Source organism: Chryseobacterium gwangjuense (assembly GCF_021311115.1).
GTDB lineage: Bacteria > Bacteroidota > Bacteroidia > Flavobacteriales > Weeksellaceae > Chryseobacterium > Chryseobacterium gwangjuense.
The window spans coordinates 352288-369233 of sequence record NZ_JAJTNP010000005.1 but is presented as its reverse complement, the minus strand read 5'-3'; the positions used below and the strand labels follow the sequence as shown (position 1 = coordinate 369233).

At 31.0% G+C, this 16946-nt stretch carries 14 protein-coding genes; 13 read left to right on the top strand and 1 reads right to left on the bottom strand.

All coding sequences use genetic code 11. The features are described 5' to 3' along the window. The first annotated feature begins 39 nt into the window (after window positions 1-39). The 13 genes from LV842_RS12275 (at window position 40) to LV842_RS12215 (ending at window position 16064) form a co-directional block, all read left to right on the top strand. Window positions 40-2802 carry a COG1470 family protein gene (locus tag LV842_RS12275; protein ID WP_233111750.1) on the top strand — a complete coding sequence of 921 codons (2763 nt, stop codon included), beginning with the start codon at window positions 40-42 and terminating at the stop codon, window positions 2800-2802. Between the two features lie 103 nt (window positions 2803-2905). Next, window positions 2906-3478, top strand: coding sequence for a sugar transferase (locus tag LV842_RS12270; protein WP_233111749.1), 573 nt, complete (start codon window positions 2906-2908; stop codon window positions 3476-3478). Window positions 3479-3508: 30 nt separating this feature from the next. Then, window positions 3509-4135, top strand: a complete 627-nt coding sequence (locus LV842_RS12265) for a DUF3575 domain-containing protein (protein WP_233111748.1) — start codon at window positions 3509-3511, stop codon at window positions 4133-4135. Between the two features lie 184 nt (window positions 4136-4319). Then, the gene (locus LV842_RS12260) at window positions 4320-6668 is read left to right on the top strand and encodes a GumC family protein (protein ID WP_233111747.1); all 2349 of its coding nucleotides are present in this window, start codon (window positions 4320-4322) and stop codon (window positions 6666-6668) included. Window positions 6669-7133: 465 nt separating this feature from the next. Then, a complete protein-coding gene (locus LV842_RS12255) occupies window positions 7134-8204 on the top strand; it encodes a glycosyltransferase family 4 protein (RefSeq protein WP_233111746.1) in 1071 nt (356 codons plus the stop codon). Between the two features lie 18 nt (window positions 8205-8222). Continuing rightward, window positions 8223-9266 (top strand): EpsG family protein, encoded by a 1044-nt coding sequence (locus LV842_RS12250; RefSeq protein WP_233111745.1) that lies wholly within the window; start codon window positions 8223-8225, stop codon window positions 9264-9266. Beyond that, on the top strand, window positions 9267-10091 hold the full coding sequence (locus tag LV842_RS12245; RefSeq protein ID WP_233111744.1) for a glycosyltransferase family 2 protein: 825 nt from the start codon (window positions 9267-9269) through the stop codon (window positions 10089-10091). Beyond that, the gene (locus LV842_RS12240) at window positions 10088-10831 is read left to right on the top strand and encodes a glycosyltransferase (RefSeq protein ID WP_233111743.1); all 744 of its coding nucleotides are present in this window, start codon (window positions 10088-10090) and stop codon (window positions 10829-10831) included. Before LV842_RS12245 ends, LV842_RS12240 begins: the two co-directional genes overlap by 4 nt. A gap of 1 nt (window position 10832) precedes the next feature. Beyond that, window positions 10833-11975, top strand: coding sequence for a glycosyltransferase (locus tag LV842_RS12235; protein ID WP_233111742.1), 1143 nt, complete (start codon window positions 10833-10835; stop codon window positions 11973-11975). A gap of 418 nt (window positions 11976-12393) precedes the next feature. Next, window positions 12394-13338: a sugar transferase gene (locus LV842_RS12230; protein WP_233111741.1), complete on the top strand. Its 945-nt coding sequence runs from the start codon at window positions 12394-12396 to the stop codon at window positions 13336-13338. An 82-nt stretch (window positions 13339-13420) separates the two neighbouring features. After that, the gene (gene rfbC / locus LV842_RS12225) at window positions 13421-13966 is read left to right on the top strand and encodes a dTDP-4-dehydrorhamnose 3,5-epimerase (protein WP_233111740.1); all 546 of its coding nucleotides are present in this window, start codon (window positions 13421-13423) and stop codon (window positions 13964-13966) included. Window positions 13967-14061: 95 nt separating this feature from the next. Next, on the top strand, window positions 14062-15363 hold the full coding sequence (rimO, locus tag LV842_RS12220) for a 30S ribosomal protein S12 methylthiotransferase RimO (RefSeq protein ID WP_233111739.1): 1302 nt from the start codon (window positions 14062-14064) through the stop codon (window positions 15361-15363). A 329-nt stretch (window positions 15364-15692) separates the two neighbouring features. Then, the gene (locus LV842_RS12215; RefSeq protein ID WP_233111738.1) at window positions 15693-16064 is read left to right on the top strand and encodes a septal ring lytic transglycosylase RlpA family protein; all 372 of its coding nucleotides are present in this window, start codon (window positions 15693-15695) and stop codon (window positions 16062-16064) included. Window positions 16065-16180: 116 nt separating this feature from the next. On the opposite strand, the gene LV842_RS12210 is transcribed toward LV842_RS12215, so the two are convergent. After that, a complete protein-coding gene (locus tag LV842_RS12210; RefSeq protein ID WP_233111737.1) occupies window positions 16181-16945 on the bottom strand; it encodes an exodeoxyribonuclease III in 765 nt (254 codons plus the stop codon). Window position 16946: the final 1 nt, after the last annotated feature.

The window sequence follows — 16946 nt, the reverse complement described above, 5'->3', positions numbered from 1 at the left end:
CTTTATCACTTGTTCAGAAAAATACTTTTTATTTTTTTGATGTCAATTTCATTTGTATTTACATCGGCTCAGGTCTATTCCGGAATAGACATGGAAATTCGCAATGAATCTACAGCAGATAAACCAAATATTGTAGATCTTGTTGTATTGGTGAAAAATGACACTTCCTCAAAATTTGAAGGAACTATTAATATTGATGTTCCTAAAGGATTTAGAAGTGTTTCCGGGAATCAGATAAAGGTAAATTTGAATGTGGGAGAAAATAGATTTTTACCGGTAAAAATATTGGTAAGTAATGATGCGGGATTTGGTGATGAAGAAATCGTATTCAGTTGTAAGAGTTCCGGGAATGAACTGGTTGTAAAAAAGAAAATCATTTATAAGGTACAAGAGAATAACTCACTTAGATTAAATGCTGAAAACCCTCTTATCTATATGAATGAGAATAATATCAACGATTCAATAGAGGTAAAAGCAAGGGTGACGAACATGGGGAATAAAAGACAGGATATTACCGTTGTTTTTAAAATTCCCGAAACGGCACAAGGAACCATTTTTGTAGAAAAAAAAGGGAGAATTGAAGTTTCAAAAGATACCGTATTTACTTTCAGGTTCCTTCCTGCGCATATTCTGAAATCAACTCAGTTGACCGTAAATATCGCCGGATTCAGAGAGCCTGAAAAAGAAATTTTCGGGAATACTTCAGTTTCCATACAGAATATTTCTTCTACACAACGGTATCGCGATATGCAGCCTATGACCGGATTTTCGAGTTATGCAAAAAATAGTATTACTGCGAGCTACAGAAAAGTTGGAGATAATTCGGATATGTATCAGCTGATGGGAGCCGGAGGATTTAATCTTCCTTCAGGGTATGTTTTCATCAGAGGTAATATCTATACGATGAGCAATCAGAGTGATCCTGTGGTGAATAATACTTATATTTCGTATCATAGAGGAAATTCTGAAATCACATTAGGGAATGTGAGCAAAATGCTGGAGATGCCATTGTTTGGTAGAGGAGCGGAATATAGTCTTACTTCATCGGATAAAGATAAAAAAATAGAACTCGGGTTTATTGATCAGAGTTTTAACTTAATAGAGAAAACCCCGTTTTTGCAAAATGGATATGGGATGTATGTTAAAGGAACGCTCGGAGCTCAGAATACTTCCAGAAGTATATCCGGAGTATATTCTTTCAGGAATGACCCTTACGAAAAAGCGAATCATAATCTCTTGGGAACAGATGTTCAGTATCTTTTCAGTAAAGACTGGAAGGTGAATGCTAAACTGTATTCCGGAATGAGTTTTTATGAAGAGGATCATTCTACAAAACCATCTCTAGGAGTAGAATCTCAATATTCAGGAGTCATCAGCAAAGTGAATCTTAACGGAAGCTATTTTTACAGCACGGATTATTATCCTGGTAATAGAAGAGGGGTGTTGCAGATACAACAAAGCTTTTCGAAGAATGTGTTTAAAGAACATCATGCCTACGCCAATATACTTTTTTCAGATTTTTCTCCTAAATATTTTTCTTACGATTACAATACAAGATCTAAAAATCTGCGCTTAGATACAGGAATTAATTTTGCCAGAAAAGGAGATTTCGGATGGGGAATAGGCTATCAGTATCAGGAAGAAACATCAAATAATTATAATTCTTTTTTGAATACATTAAGCTCTAATGAACTTACTTCTTTAAAAGCAAATAGATTAACGGAATATACAAGCTGGTCGAGCCCCAATAAAAAACACTCTTCAATTTTAGGAATAGAAGCAGGATTGGTGGCTTATCCGGATATGGAAAAACCAAGATTTCAGATGAAGTTGTCTGGGAATTATGGATATAGAGCATTTAATTTTAGTTATATTTATCAGTATGGAGCTTATTTCCTTTCGGAATATGCTTTTTCAAAAATGATGAATAAAACGGAAGATTATAAAAAATTGTCTTTATCCGCTTTTTATAATAAAGCTTTTTTCAAGGATAAAGTGAATCTTACTTCCGGATTATCCTATACGGATGATGCTTTGTATGGTAAAGCACCTTCTGCATTTTTCAACCTGAAATATTTAGGAAAACAATACGGACTTTACTTGAATTCATCTTGGTATAAGTATACTGTAGGAAGCCTGCGTAATAATATGTTGACCGTTGAAGCGGGAGTTACTCTCAATCTTCCGACCAATACGTTGGATCCGGGTAAGAAAGGAAGTATAAAAGCTTTCGTATATTATGACAATAATGATAATAACAGATATGATGAAGGAGATGAAGCAGCTGACGGATATGTTATTATGATTAATAATATTTCTTTCAAGAGTAATAAAGAAGGGAACATAGAATATAAACAGATTCCATATGGTAAATACCGTATGAAACAGGTAATTCAGCAAGGGTGGTATTATGATGAAATGGATATAGAAATGAATGCTCACCGTCGTTCTTTAGAAATTCCTCTTCACAGGAACGGAACAATCCGTGGAAAAATTGAATATAATTTTGATGCTAAAACGGCACAGGAGTTTAATCCGAAATTAGGAGGTATTCTTATTAATATTTTCCAGGGAGAAAAACTGCTGCAACGTATTTCTACAGATGAGAACGGAGAGTTTTTAGCATTTTTAGGAACAGGAGAATACAGAGTCTCTTTGAATGAAAGCACATTGCCTGTAAATACATATTGCGAACAGACGTATATGAATGCCGAAAGTATTGCGGGTAAAATATCAGTGCTTAATCCATTTGTGATAAAAGTGAAAGAAAAGAAAATTCGAGTAAAAAAATTCGGAAATTAAATTCTTAATAAAGCAAAACCCATCTCCTGTAGATGGGTTTGATATTTAATATAGGGTTTAAAACTATATCTGTCATATTTTATATATTTGTCAGGAATTGGAAATGGTGAAAAAATATCCTTGGTGGAAAGCGTTAATCGATTATAGTCTAGCATTGCTCATGATAGTGCTTTTCATTCCTATGTTTATCATATTGATTGTTTTAACATCATTTGATACAGGATTCCCTGGGATTTTCACACAAAAAAGAGTAGGTCAGGGAGGAAAACTTTTTGTGATTTACAAATTCCGAACTTATCATCCAAAAACCTCTCAAAAATCGAGTTTTGGGGAATGGATGAGAAAAACCAAACTGGATGAGCTTCCACAGCTTTTCAATATTCTTAAGGGGGAAATGTCTTTTGTTGGTCCCCGTCCTGATATTGAGGGGTATTATGATGTATTAGAAGGTGAAAACCGATTGGTATTAGAATTAAAACCAGGACTTACTTCTGAAGCAGGTATTAAATATAGAAATGAAGAAGAACTTCTGAACAATGAGCCGGAACCATTGAAATTTAATGATGAAGTACTTTTTCCGGATAAAGTAAAAATGAATTTGGAATATTATCATCAGCTTTCGTTTGAAACGGATGTTCTTATTTTGCTTAAGACATTTTCAATTCTTAAAGGATAATATTTAAAAGGAAAAAAAGTTATAAGGGGTATGAGTTTTATGTTGAAAGATTTTTCGTTAATGATAGGTTTGTTTTCTGCCACGATACTAAGTGCACAAACCGAATTAAAAGTCAATACTGTATTTGTTCCTATGGGAATTTATAATATAGCTGTTGAAAAACCTGTAAATTCTAAAATCTCTTTACAAGCCGAAGTTTTTGTATCTCCTTGGAAGTCGTTTCTAGGGAAAAATCTTCAGATGTATATGGGAACGATAGAAGGAAGATATTATTTTAAAGAAACGGGAAATAAATGGTATGTTGGCTCGTATCTTTCTATGGCTGCTTTCAACCTTCAAAAATGGAATTACTGGAGTAAAACAACAGTGGAAGATGAAAACGGGAATCCGGAACGATTACCTGATGGCAGTGTTCGCGTTACAGAAAGGTATCAGAAAGGATTGGCTTTTATATGGGGAGTAAGCGCAGGTTATCATTTTGTTTTGGATAAAAAATGGGGATTGGATGTTTTTGCAGGAGCAGGCTTTACCCAATCGTTATACAAAGGCTATATGGAAGATAATAATCAAAGGTATGATGGAGCCACAAAATGGAACAAAAGCGGAGAAGTTTTACCTACAAGAGCCGGAGTGATGTTGACGTATAAATTGGAGTAAACAGAATAGCTTGTTGTTAGTAAATATATTTTATCTTTATATAGATAACTTAAATTGGGGAATGATAACTAAAAAAGCAATTTAAAGGCAGAATAGAACAGGCTTTTTATAAAAAAAATATATATTTGCAGGATTTCAGATGAAATTCTGAAAAAATGTAAAATTGACGTGATAATCCGAAAAAATGGATAATAAATTAAAAGAAGAAATTAATATAAAAGGAATTATAGCTCCATATTTAAAGAATTGGAAATATTTTGTTGGGTCAGGAATATTGATGTTTATTCTGGCCGTTCTTTATATAAAATCTACAGCTCCAGTCTATAAAGCTCAAACTTCAGTACTCATTAAAGATGCAAAAAAAATGTCTGCAGCGTCCGGAGATATGGGGGTTCTTCAAAGTTTAGGAGGCTTTAGTGGAATGGGTACTAATAGTATTGAAAATGAATTGGGGGTTTTTGAATCTAAAACTATAGTGGAGGATGTCTTAAAAGAGCACAATTTCCAAACACCAGTGTATGCTAAACAGACTTTTTATAATTTAGAGCTTTATGGTGTTACAAGTCCGTATACTATACATATTATCCAAGAAAAAGAAAATGTAGAATTACCAAAGAAACCTATTTTTATAAAAACAAAAGGAAGTGAACTTATATTATCTTCCGATGAATGGACGCAGGAGATTAAAACTTCTTTTAATAAAACAATAAGTTTACCTTTTGCAACAATAATGATTGGCAAAAACCCGACATTTATAGCGCCTAAAAAAGTAAATCTGTCTGATGTTTTTTTTAATTATAGTGATTTTGAAGAAGTTGTAAATGGATTTCAAGAAGCTTTAAAAGTTGATTTATTAGATAAAGAGGGTACTATTATAAGTCTTTCCGTAGACTTTGAAAATAAAGAAAAAGCAAAAGATTTTCTTAATGGTTTGGTAAGGCAATATAATATCTATGCAGTTAATGATAAAAACATTGAATCTAAAAAAACTAAAGATTTTATTGATAAAAGAATTGCTCTTATCTCAAATGAATTAGGGGATGTTGAAACCCAGAAAGAAGGATATAAAGCAAGTAATAATATTGTTGATCTCCCTTCGGAAGCTAGAATTAACCTTCAATTAAAAGAACAAAGTAAGGCTCAGATATTGGAGATAGGAACTCAACTTGAATTAAATGAAATTCTGAAGAATACTCTGAATAAAAAAGGCAAAGGAGATGTTCTGCCAATTAATATCGGGTTAGAAAGTGAAGCAGCAGGTAAATTAATTCAGGAATATAATACACTTGTATTACAGAGAAATAAGTATTTGGAAAATGCAACTCCGGATAACCCATTGGTAAAAGAAATTAGTACACAGATTGAAGAAATGAAGTCATCTTTATCTCAATCATTGCAGAAAAATGTGACTTCTTTAGAATTGGCAAGGAGAAAAGTGGAAAGCCAGTTAGGAGGGTCTGAAAATATGATTAGTAAAATACCAACTCAAGAAAAACTATTCAGAAGTATTGAAAGACAACAGCAAATAAAAGAAAATCTTTACTTATTACTTTTGCAAAAGAGAGAAGAAGCAGCCATTAGTATGGAAATCACTGCCGAAAAAGCAAGAGTAATAGATAAAGCATTTGTGTTCAAAAAGCCGGTTGCTCCTAGAAAGTTGATAACCTTGGGGATATTTCTTTTATTGGGAGGGCTCATCCCATTTATATGGATTTATTTAAAAGGGCTTCTACAAAGTACTATTATTAGAAGATCAGATATTACGAAACTTACAAAGCTTCCGGTTCTTGCTGAAATTCCGAGACTAAAGAGCAAAGAAAGTGCACTGGTAAGTTTTAATGATGTTTCGCCTATGGCAGAAGCATTTAGAATATTCGTAACGAATTTAAAGTTTTTATTACCAACAAAAGAAACCTCACATATTATTATGGTGACTTCGTCAGTAAAGGGAGAAGGAAAAACATTTATATCCACTAATTTATCGATTATCTTAGCTTCTTCACGTGATAAAGTATTGGTAATAGGTGCAGATGTAAGAAATCCTCAGCTACAACGTTATAATCCCTCCATGAAATCGGCAAAAGGGTTAACGGAATTTTTGAGCCAAGATATATTGAATGTTAATGAAATTATACACCCAAGCGGGTATAACGATAATTGCGACTTTATTTATTCAGGTTCTATCCCTCCAAACCCTACAGATTTATTGCAAAATGGGAAATTAGATGAGCTTTTAGCAGCTATTAAAGAACAAAATAAATACAAATATATTGTTTTGGATACTGCCCCTCTTTTATTGGTAACAGATTCTTTTCTTATTGCGGATAAGAGTGATGCAATTGTTTATGTTACCAGATCTGAAGTTAGTGAAAAGAACTATATTGAGTTTTTAAATCATTCTATTGAAGACAAGAAGCTTAAAAATGTAGGAATTATTTTAAATGGTATTAAAGAATCTAATTTTGGATACGGTAATAAGTTTGGATATGGGTACCATGCAGAAGAGAAAAAATGGTGGCAAAAATTTAAATAAATATTGTATAAAACTCCAATAATTATCCATTTACCAAAGATTGTGGATCTCGTGTGAATTTATCCTTTTTCGAAACTATAATCAATTGCCATTTGAGATTGCGAAAACTTTTAGATTTATCATATTCATGATGGAGAAATAGGGAGGAACTCATGCCTTTTGGGAACAACAGAAGTTTATTATTGCTTTTTATGGTAGTTGCGATCTAGATTGAATGATAGGAGCAAGAAAAAAATATTTATTAAAATAGATCTTATCATGGACTCTGGATTCCTAAAATGTCTTAGAGAAGAATAGAAAATTTTTCTACTAATTTATTAGTATTAGTAGTATCAGATAAAAGATATACTGAAAGTGATTACATTTAGAGATTTTTAAACGATTGAAAAATGGCTAAAATACCGGTTTTATATTTTATAAATATGATTATAATTTTCAGGAAAAAACTTTATACGATATAATATCATGAAAATTATAATACCATTTGTTGTGAATTTTAGTGCTCAAGGAGGTTATCGTGTTCTTTCACAATTAGCTAACAATTGGATAGAAATGGGGCACGAAGTAGATTTTTTAGTTTATAAAGATTTTACAAAGCCATATTTCCCTACCCGAGCAAAAATGATAAGATATGATGGCTTGGGAAATTTAGTTGAAACTGATTATAAGAATGATTTTAAATTTTTAGGGACGTTGCAACTCATTTGGGCTATGGAAAAAGCCTTAGATAAGCTGTCAGCTGATATTGTTTTAGCAACACAATGTTTTACGGCAAGCCCTGTCTGGAAATCTAGAATCAATGCTAAAAAGTTCTATTATATTCAAGCTTATGAACCTGAGTTTTATAATGAAAAAAGTTTAAAATATTTAATTTATAAGTATATAGCAAAGAAATCGTATTATTATCCTCTACAGAAAATAGTAAATTCCGAAATGTATTTCGACTACCAAGAGATAAAAGCAAATATGGTTGTTTATCCAGGATTGGATTTTAATGATTTCTATCCGAAAGAAACAGAATTTATAAAAAAAGAAAAATACATTATAGGGACTATAGGCAGGGTAGAAAAAATAAAAGGAACACAATATATTTTAGAGGCATTTAAAATACTTAGAGAAAAATATAATCAACAAATAGAATTGCACATTGCTTTTGGAGATGATTATTGGATGAATTTTGATGGTGTTAAGCTTTTTCGTCCGAAAAATGATACAGAATTAGGTGATTATTATAGAAGTCTTGACATTTATATTTGTGCAAGTACTTTTCAGTTGCAAGCAATTCATTATCCTGTAATAGAAAGTATGAGTAGTAAGACAATTTTAATAACGACTGGATACTATCCTGCAAATGAAAATAATTCTTATCTTGTGAAAGTTAAGGACAAAGACGCAATTGTGAATACAGTTGAGAAAGTAATAAATCATGCTAATGAAGCTGAATTGAAAGCCAAGAACGCATTGAAAGATATAAAACAGTTTGACTGGAAAACAGTTTCTAAAAAAATGATAGAATATTTTAATAACGCACAGTAATCTGCTTTATTTTTTACAATGCTAAGTACTTTTTTTATCCTTTTTGTATTTTTTTCTTTTTTGTATTTTATTAATATTAAGAACAAAACTATTAGTAGTATACTAATGGTCGTGTTTGGCATAATTTTAATTTTAGTTGCAGGATTAAGAGGAAAAGATGACGGAATGGATTATTATGTTTATAAGGATTTTTGGCGTACACATAAATTAAAAGGAAATGTTGAAGATTCATTTTATTATCTTAGAAATTATGTTAAAGATAATTTAGGATTAGGCTTTCAGGCACTATTAATAATCTATGCTTTTTTGGGGGTTACAATTAAATTTGTAGCTATTCGGAAATTATCGCCTGTGATTTGGGGGTCAGTGTTAATTTATTTTTCCCATTACTTTATATTACACGAATTTACACAGATAAGAATTGGTGTTGCAACAGGATTTGTTTTGCTTTCAATCTATTTTTTAAGTGAAAAGAAATATATTTTATTTGCCGTTTTTTCCTTGTTGGCTATATATTTTCATCAATCCTGTATTTTGGTTTTATTTTTTCCTTTGATACAGAATGATCAAAAAAATATCAGGATATTTGCCTTATTAATTCCTTTTGGTTATATTTTATATTTTTTTAATACTTACCTTCATATTAATATCCCTATTCCTGGGCTTCAGGATAAAATAGATTTGTACGAAGAGGCTACAAAATCAGGATTTTTGAAAGATTCTGAGATTAATCCATTTAATGCTTTATTTTTAATAAGGATAGTAGTTTTCTACGTAATATTTTATTACTCAAAGAAAATCTCTGATTTTTTTCCACATTTATATATTTTCTTAAAAATTTATAGTTTATCTCTATTTAGTTTTTTATTTCTTAGCCGAATTCCTGTTTTTTCTTTTAGAGTACAAGAGTTGTTGGGTGTTGTAGAAATCATTTTGATACCCACTATTGTTTATGTATTTTCAGACAGATTTCGATGGGCTGGAAAATTTACAGTTTGGGCAATTTCACTAGGTTTTTTACTACTAGATGTTTTTTATATTAAATTAATATCGGTAAAATAAATGAAAAGGCTTGCAATATTATTATCAACTTATAATGGAGAGAAATATTTGGAAGAGCAAATTGAGTCTATTTTGCAACAAAGTTTTTCTAATTTTGATATCTACATTAGAGATGATGGATCTACAGACAGTACAATTTCTATTATTCAGGAATATACTCAGCAATATTCAAATATTCATTTTTTTAAAGGTCTTAATTTAGGGGCGGCAATGAGCTTTATGGATTTAGTTAAAGAAGTAGATTCTGATTATTATATGTTTTGTGATCAGGATGATGTTTGGCTACAAAATAAAATTGAAAAATCTATATCTAAGATAAATCAGATAGAAAAAAAAAGCGAAGGAGCAGTTTTGGTATTTTCGGATGCAAAAATTGTGGATGAAAAATTAAATCTAGTTGATAATTCTTTTTGGAATTATAATAAAACCTATCCTAAAATTCTTTTATCAAATCCAAAATTTATTAATGTCTTCAATTGTACCCCAGGATGTACAATGATATTTAATAATGAATTAAAAAAATATTTAACGGATTATGATGAAGATATTTTGATGCATGATTGGTACATAATGATAAAAGCTCTCCAGAAAGGAATCGTAAGTTGTGTGAATGAATCTTTGATGCTTTATAGGCAACATTCTAATAATACAATTGGAGCAAACAAAGTTTCTGTAAAGAGCTTAGCTAATAAAATATTTTTATTTCCCAAAATTTTAAAAGAGCAAATTAAAACTTTTAAATTTGTAAGCAAATATACTGACGTAAAATTGCTTACCTACTATAGCTTAAAGTTGAAGTTCAATTATAAGCGTTTAAAAATATGATAAGAGAATCTGTTACCGTTTGTATAGCGACTTATAATGGAGAAAAATATATTAAGACACAAATAGATTCCATTTTGAGTCAATTAAATATTGATGATGAAATCATTATATCTGATGATGGCTCAACTGATGATACTCTAAACATTGTGAAAAACTATAAAGACAATCGTATAAAAATATTTTTAAATAATAAAAGAGTACAAAAAAATGCATTTGGTTATGTTTCAAAGAACTTTGAAAATGCTATAGTTAATGCTAAAGGAAATTTTATTTTTTTGGCAGATCAGGATGATATTTGGGTAGAAGGTAAAATTCAGCTTTGTAAAAAAGCATTGGAAAATAATGATTTGGTATTGCATGACTGTATAGTCGTGAATAAAGAGAATCAAGAACTTTTTTCTTCATATTTCAAACTGAATAAATCTAAGCAAGGCATAATAAAAAATATAGTCAAGAATTCGTACCTTGGATGTTGTATGGCATTTAAAAGATCAATGTTGGACTTAGCATTGCCATTTCCACAAAGAGAAGTTCCTCATGATATTTGGTTAGGATTAATTGCAGAGAATTTTGGCAAAGTTCAGTTTTTAAAAGAAAAATTAGTGAGATATAGAAGACATGGAAATAATTTGTCGGCTTCTGGAGAGAATAGCTCAAATAGTTTATTATTCAAGTTGAAATATAGATTGATAATATTAGGTGAGTTTTTAATAAGGATTGTACGTATTAAAAACAGGTAAGATGAGAATTTTGCAGTTAGGTAAATTCTACCCTATAAAAGGAGGGGTTGAAAAAGTAATGTATGATTTAATCTTAGGATTATCTAAGAGAATGATATACTGTGATATGCTATGTGCATCAGAAAAGAAAGCGACTAAGCAAGAAATAATTGAATTTAATGCATTTTCAAAAATTATTGTAGAACCTTCAATAATAGAGCTAGCAAAAACCAAAATTTCTCTTAAACTAGTTTCAAAATTAAAAGAAATAGCAGGGAGGTATGATATTATACATATTCATCATCCAGACCCTATGAGTACACTTGCTTTATTTATGAGTGGTTACAAAGGAAAAGTTATTCTTCATTGGCACAGTGATATCATAGCCCAAAAAAAACTCCTTCTGCTATATAAGCCACTTCAGAATTGGTTATTGAAAAGAGCTGATTTAATCCTTACAACAAGTCCCAATTATTTGGAGTATTCAGAAGATTTAAAAAAGTATAAAAGAAAATGTAAAATCTTGCCGATTGGGATTGAAGATATTTCTTTGTGCTCTGATTCTGAAGCTGTAAGGAGAATTAAAGAGAAATATAAGAATAAGAAAATTATTTTTAGCTTAGGAAGATTAGTACATTACAAAGGTTTTGAATATTTGATTAACGCAGCAGATTATCTCAACGATGATTATGTAATATTAATAGGAGGAGAAGGGCCATTAAAAAGTAATTTACAGGATTTAATAAATCAGAAAAACTATTCTTCCAAAGTAGAATTATTAGGCTATTTAGATAATGCGAGTTTGTATTCTTATTATAATGCTTGCGATTTATTCTGTCTCAGTTCCATAGAAAAAACAGAAGCTTTTGCTATTGTACAAATCGAAGCTATGGCATTTGGAAAACCAGTAATAGCGACCAAAATTTATGGAAGTGGTGTTCCTTGGGTAAATGAAGATGGATATTCAGGAATTAATGTTGAACCCCGAAACTCTGAAGGTATTGGAAAAACTATTGTTAAAATACTTCAAAATTCAGAAAACTATAATAAGTTTTCTATGAATGCAAGAAAAAGATATATAGAAAATTTTAGTATTGATATAATGATAGATAATTGTTTGAAATTTTATGAAATTTTAGAAAAAACTCATTACAATAAAAAATAGACTTTTTATCTTTGATGTATATTAATATAAATCTGATCAAGAAGAGGCTAGATTCATATATGATAAAAAATTTACGATCAATACCATGTATGAATTGTATATGAATTTATACGAAGAATGCCAGATTCAGTAATCTCTTTTAGAAAAATATTTATTAATTTGTATATGTTTTTGGGAGAAATTACTTTAAAGTATAACAATGTTAATTTTTTTCTCAATTACAATTGATTGAATTTCAGGTGTAAAAAAAAAAAGGGTGGTAAATAGGTGGTCTATTTAACCATAAAGAGTCGTATTAACAATTTTTTATTGTTAATTTCGGATCATATTTTTTAAGTGCATAATTAGAGTAATTTCATATATTTGTGCAGATTAGCTTTATGTTGCAGAGGATTGAAGAATTATGGTATTATGAGAAATGAAAAATTACTTTAGCCTTTCAAACAATGAAAGATACCTTTTTATAAATGTAAGTAGTATCTCTGAAAAGATTTTTAAGGAAGCGGACTTTAAAAATGCATATAAATCTGTATTTTTTGATTCGAAAGTTGATAAAAAAAATATTTCAGAGTATATTAATAAATTAAATGTAAAAACTATAATTATCGAAACTTCAGATTTGAATCATTTGCCTGAGAAGCTCACTAACGAAATTATTGAGGCAAAGTTGAACGGAGTAAAGGTTTATGAAATCCATGAATTTTATGAAAAAATAAATGGTAGGATTCCATTAGTAAAACTTAACTCAGATGAATATTTAGTGGATGATGTTTTTTCAATAGGCTTAGATTATTTTGATTTTATTTTCAAAAGAGCTGTTGATGTAATTGTTTCAATACTTTTGCTTCCAATTGCCATGTTTATTATTTTACTGGGATGTTTATTTGTTTTTATGAGTTCACCTGGGAATGTTTTTTTTAGTCAGGAAAGAGTTGGAAAAAACTCTAAGAGATTTAAAATATATAAGCTTAGAACGATGACTAAAAAACATGACGGTGGCTATACAAAAGATAAAGATGATAGACTTTTTCCTGTGGGGAAATTTTTGAGGAAAACAAAAATAGATGAGTTACCACAATTATTCAATGTTCTAAACGGAGATATGAGTATAATAGGACCAAGACCGGAACGTCCAAAATATGTTAAAGAATCGGTTGCAGAAAATTCCTATTTTGATTTAAGACACCTTGTAAAACCAGGTATAACAGGTTGGGCTCAGGTAAATCTTCCAAAAGCGACTCCAAAAGATAATCTAAAAAAACTTGAATATGATTTGTATTATATCAAAAGCTATACTCCATATTTAGATTTTAAAATTTTACTTAGAACTATAAAAGTGGTATTTACTTTTAATAGCAATTAAAAAATAAAAGGTTCCATATCAATTTTAATACTTGTATTAACAACTATCCTATCGAAACTACTTTACATAATTATCATACACAATGAAAATCAGAGAAACCCCATTAAAAGATTGCTATATTATAGAACCTACCATTTTTGAAGACGACAGAGGATATTTCTTTGAAAAGTATAATGAAAAAAAATTTGAAGAAATAACAGGGATGAACGGGCATTTTGTTCAGGACAATATCTCAAAATCTTCCTATGGTGTTTTAAGAGGTTTACATTTACAAAAAGGGGAGCATGCACAAGCTAAACTGGTTTCATGCTTGGAAGGAAAAGTTTGGGATGTTGCAGTAGATTTGAGAGAAGATTCTCCTACTTTTGGAAAATGGTTTGGAATAGAGCTTACAGCCGAAAATAAATTACAATTATACGTACCAAGAGGTTTTGGACACGGATTCTCTGTATTGAGTGAAACAGCAGTTTTCTCTTATAAATGTGATAATTTCTATAATAAAGAATCTGAAGGCGCTGTAAAGTTTAATGACCCTGAATTAAATATCGATTGGCAAGTAGACGAAAAGGATGCAGTACTTTCTGAAAAAGATCAAAATGCTCCTTATTTTAAAGAGAAGAATTTTTAAAAAACAATACTGAAAACCACTTTTTTAAGGTGGTTTTATTTTTTTAAGTCATCCTTTTTAATATTTTGTATCTTTGCACCCTGAAAAATAGAAAGATGCGAACAAAATCTGTAGGTAAAAAGAAAATTAATGTAGTCACATTGGGATGTTCCAAGAATGTGTACGATTCTGAAGTTTTAATGAGCCAGCTGAAAGCCAATGGTAAAGAAGTGGTGCATGAAGACAAAGGAGATATTGTGGTAATTAATACCTGTGGATTTATCGATAATGCCAAAGAAGAATCTATTAACACCATTCTGGACTATGTAGAGGCTAAAAGTAGAGGTGAAGTGGAGAAGGTTTTTGTTACAGGATGTCTTTCAGAAAGATATAAACCGGATTTGATTAAAGAAATTCCGGATGTGGATCAATATTTCGGAACCAGAGATCTTCCGATTTTGTTGAAACATTTAGGAGCAGATTATAAACATGAATTAGTAGGAGAAAGATTAACGACTACACCAAAACACTATGCTTATCTTAAAATATCTGAAGGTTGTGACAGACCATGTTCGTTTTGTGCAATTCCGTTGATGAGAGGAGGGCATGTTTCCACTCCGATTGAAAAATTAGTGAATGAAGCGGCTAAACTTGCCAAAAAAGGAACCAAAGAATTAATACTTATTGCTCAGGATCTTACCTATTATGGATTGGATATCTATAAAAGAAGAGCATTGGGAGACCTTTTAAAAGAATTGGTAAAAGTAGAAGGGATAGAGTGGATCAGATTGCATTACGCATTTCCAAGCGGCTTCCCGGAAGATGTGCTTGATATTATCAGAGAAGAACCTAAAGTTTGTAACTATATAGATATTCCTTTGCAGCATATCAATTCTGATCTTCTTAAATCGATGAAGAGAGGAACGACTCATGAAAAAACAGATGCCTTATTGGCTAAATTCAGAGAGAAAGTTCCGGATATGGCAATCAGAACTACTCTTATTGTAGGGTATCCTGGAGAAACTGAAGAAAGATTCCAGGAGCTGAAAGACTGGGTAAGAGAGCAAAAGTTTGACAGATTAGGATGCTTTACCTATTCTCATGAAGAAAATACGACCGCCTATGTTTTAGAAGACGATATTCCGCAGGAAGTGAAAGAAGCGAGAGTAGAAGAGATTATGGAGCTTCAATCGCAGATTTCTTGGGAAAAGAACCAGGAGAAAATCGGAAAGACTTTCAAATGTGTCTTTGATAGAAAAGAAGGAAACTATTTTGTCGGAAGAACAGAATATGATTCTCCGGATGTAGATAATACGGTTTTGGTGTCTGCTGAAGATACTTATATCTCTATCGGAGAATTTGCCGAGGTGAAAATTACATCTGCCGAAGAGTTTGATTTATACGGAGAACTCGTATAGAATATATAATCAGAATATAAAACCAATGAATATCTCATTGGTTTTTTTATTAAATAAAGAAAGTGTTTAAATGTTTTAAAATGTTGATTACTAGGATGTTTTTAAATTTTAAAACCATGAATTATGCTGTAGTTAGTTAATTAAATTAACTTTTTAGTGTTTTTTTTAACATTTTTTAACACTATACTGTAAAGAGCCTGTTAATAGGGAGTTATGGGTTTAATTAACATTTTATTAATCTTTCGTTAACGGTTTTTAACATATTGAATAGGTCTTTATACATAATCCTGTTACTTTTGCTCCGTCATAAACCCCAAAAAATATTCAAAATGATGAAAAGATTCATTCTCGTAATCATAATGATGATTTCAACCTTTGGTATTTCTTCTTTTACGAGTAATACCACAGATGCGAAAAGAACAAGTTATGCATCGTACTACCACGATAAATTTAATGGTAGAAAAACAGCAAGCGGTGAAGTATTTGATAATTCAAAGTTCACTGCGGCAAACAGAACGCTTCCATTTGGAACAAATATTAAAGTTACCAATTTGGACAACGGTAAGTCAGTAGTTGTAAGAGTAAATGATAGAGGACCTTACCATTCATCAAGATCTTTAGACATGTCTAAAGCTGCGTTCGATGAGATCGGAAATATCAATCATGGTACTATTCCGGTTGAATATGAAATTGTCGATTAATTTATGATTTTAAATGCTAAAGCCAACTGGATACAGTTGGCTTTTTTTGTTTTTATATGGCTAAAGAAGTCTTTTACATAAAAAGATTCCCTTTATTAAGCTTTCTTACAATTAGATTAAATATCAAGCTCTACTAAAGCCGGACAGTGGTCGGAATGTACTGCTTCTTTCAAAATAACCGCTCTTGTAAGCTTATCCTTTAAACCATAGCTTGTAAAATTATAGTCAAGTCTCCATCCTTTGTTCTTTGCTCTCGAATTTTGTCTGTAGCTCCACCATGTATAATTGTCCGGATCCTGATTAAAAAACCTGAAACTGTCTATAAGCTCGCATTCGTTGATAAAATCGGTCATCCATTCCCTTTCCATAGGAAGAAAGCCGGAAACGTTTTTTAAGCGGATAGGATCGTGAATATCTATAGCTTCATGACAAATATTAAAGTCGCCGGAGATAATAAGATTAGGAATCGTCTTTTTTAAATTTTTAATGTAATTTAAAAAATCGTGGCAAAACTGCATTTTGAAATCCAGTCTCTCAATATTGGATGCAGAAGGAACATATACTGAGATCGCAGAGTAGCCATCAAAATCAGCTCTTATAATTCTTCCTTCGTTGTCATAGCTTTCAATTCCACAACCATACTCTACATGATTAGGCTTTATTTTAGAAGCAATTCCGACTCCGCTGTAGCCTTTTCTTACTGCAGAATGCCAATAACTATGATATCCCAGTTTTTCAAGGCTTTCAATGTCTATCTGGTCGTTACCTGCTTTACTCTCCTGAATACAGATAATATCCGGATCAGCAGTTTTCAGCCAGCCTAAAAAATCTTTGGTAAAAGCTGCTCGTATCCCGTTTACGTTGTAAGTAATTAATTTCATT

Bases quoted from the DNA above. Each gene is read 5' to 3' on its own strand.
- LV842_RS12275 (WP_233111750.1), top strand. From the start codon at position 40: ATGTCAATTTCATTTGTATTTACATCGGCTCAGGTCTATTCCGGAATA.
- LV842_RS12270 (WP_233111749.1), top strand. From the start codon at position 2,906: ATGGTGAAAAAATATCCTTGGTGGAAAGCGTTAATCGATTATAGTCTA.
- LV842_RS12265 (WP_233111748.1), top strand. From the start codon at position 3,509: ATGAGTTTTATGTTGAAAGATTTTTCGTTAATGATAGGTTTGTTTTCT.
- LV842_RS12260 (WP_233111747.1), top strand. From the start codon at position 4,320: ATGGATAATAAATTAAAAGAAGAAATTAATATAAAAGGAATTATAGCT.
- LV842_RS12255 (WP_233111746.1), top strand. From the start codon at position 7,134: ATGAAAATTATAATACCATTTGTTGTGAATTTTAGTGCTCAAGGAGGT.
- LV842_RS12250 (WP_233111745.1), top strand. From the start codon at position 8,223: ATGCTAAGTACTTTTTTTATCCTTTTTGTATTTTTTTCTTTTTTGTAT.
- LV842_RS12245 (WP_233111744.1), top strand. From the start codon at position 9,267: ATGAAAAGGCTTGCAATATTATTATCAACTTATAATGGAGAGAAATAT.
- LV842_RS12240 (WP_233111743.1), top strand. From the start codon at position 10,088: ATGATAAGAGAATCTGTTACCGTTTGTATAGCGACTTATAATGGAGAA.
- LV842_RS12235 (WP_233111742.1), top strand. From the start codon at position 10,833: ATGAGAATTTTGCAGTTAGGTAAATTCTACCCTATAAAAGGAGGGGTT.
- LV842_RS12230 (WP_233111741.1), top strand. From the start codon at position 12,394: ATGAAAAATTACTTTAGCCTTTCAAACAATGAAAGATACCTTTTTATA.
- rfbC (WP_233111740.1), top strand. From the start codon at position 13,421: ATGAAAATCAGAGAAACCCCATTAAAAGATTGCTATATTATAGAACCT.
- rimO (WP_233111739.1), top strand. From the start codon at position 14,062: ATGCGAACAAAATCTGTAGGTAAAAAGAAAATTAATGTAGTCACATTG.
- LV842_RS12215 (WP_233111738.1), top strand. From the start codon at position 15,693: ATGATGAAAAGATTCATTCTCGTAATCATAATGATGATTTCAACCTTT.
- LV842_RS12210 (WP_233111737.1), bottom strand. From the start codon at position 16,945: ATGAAATTAATTACTTACAACGTAAACGGGATACGAGCAGCTTTTACC.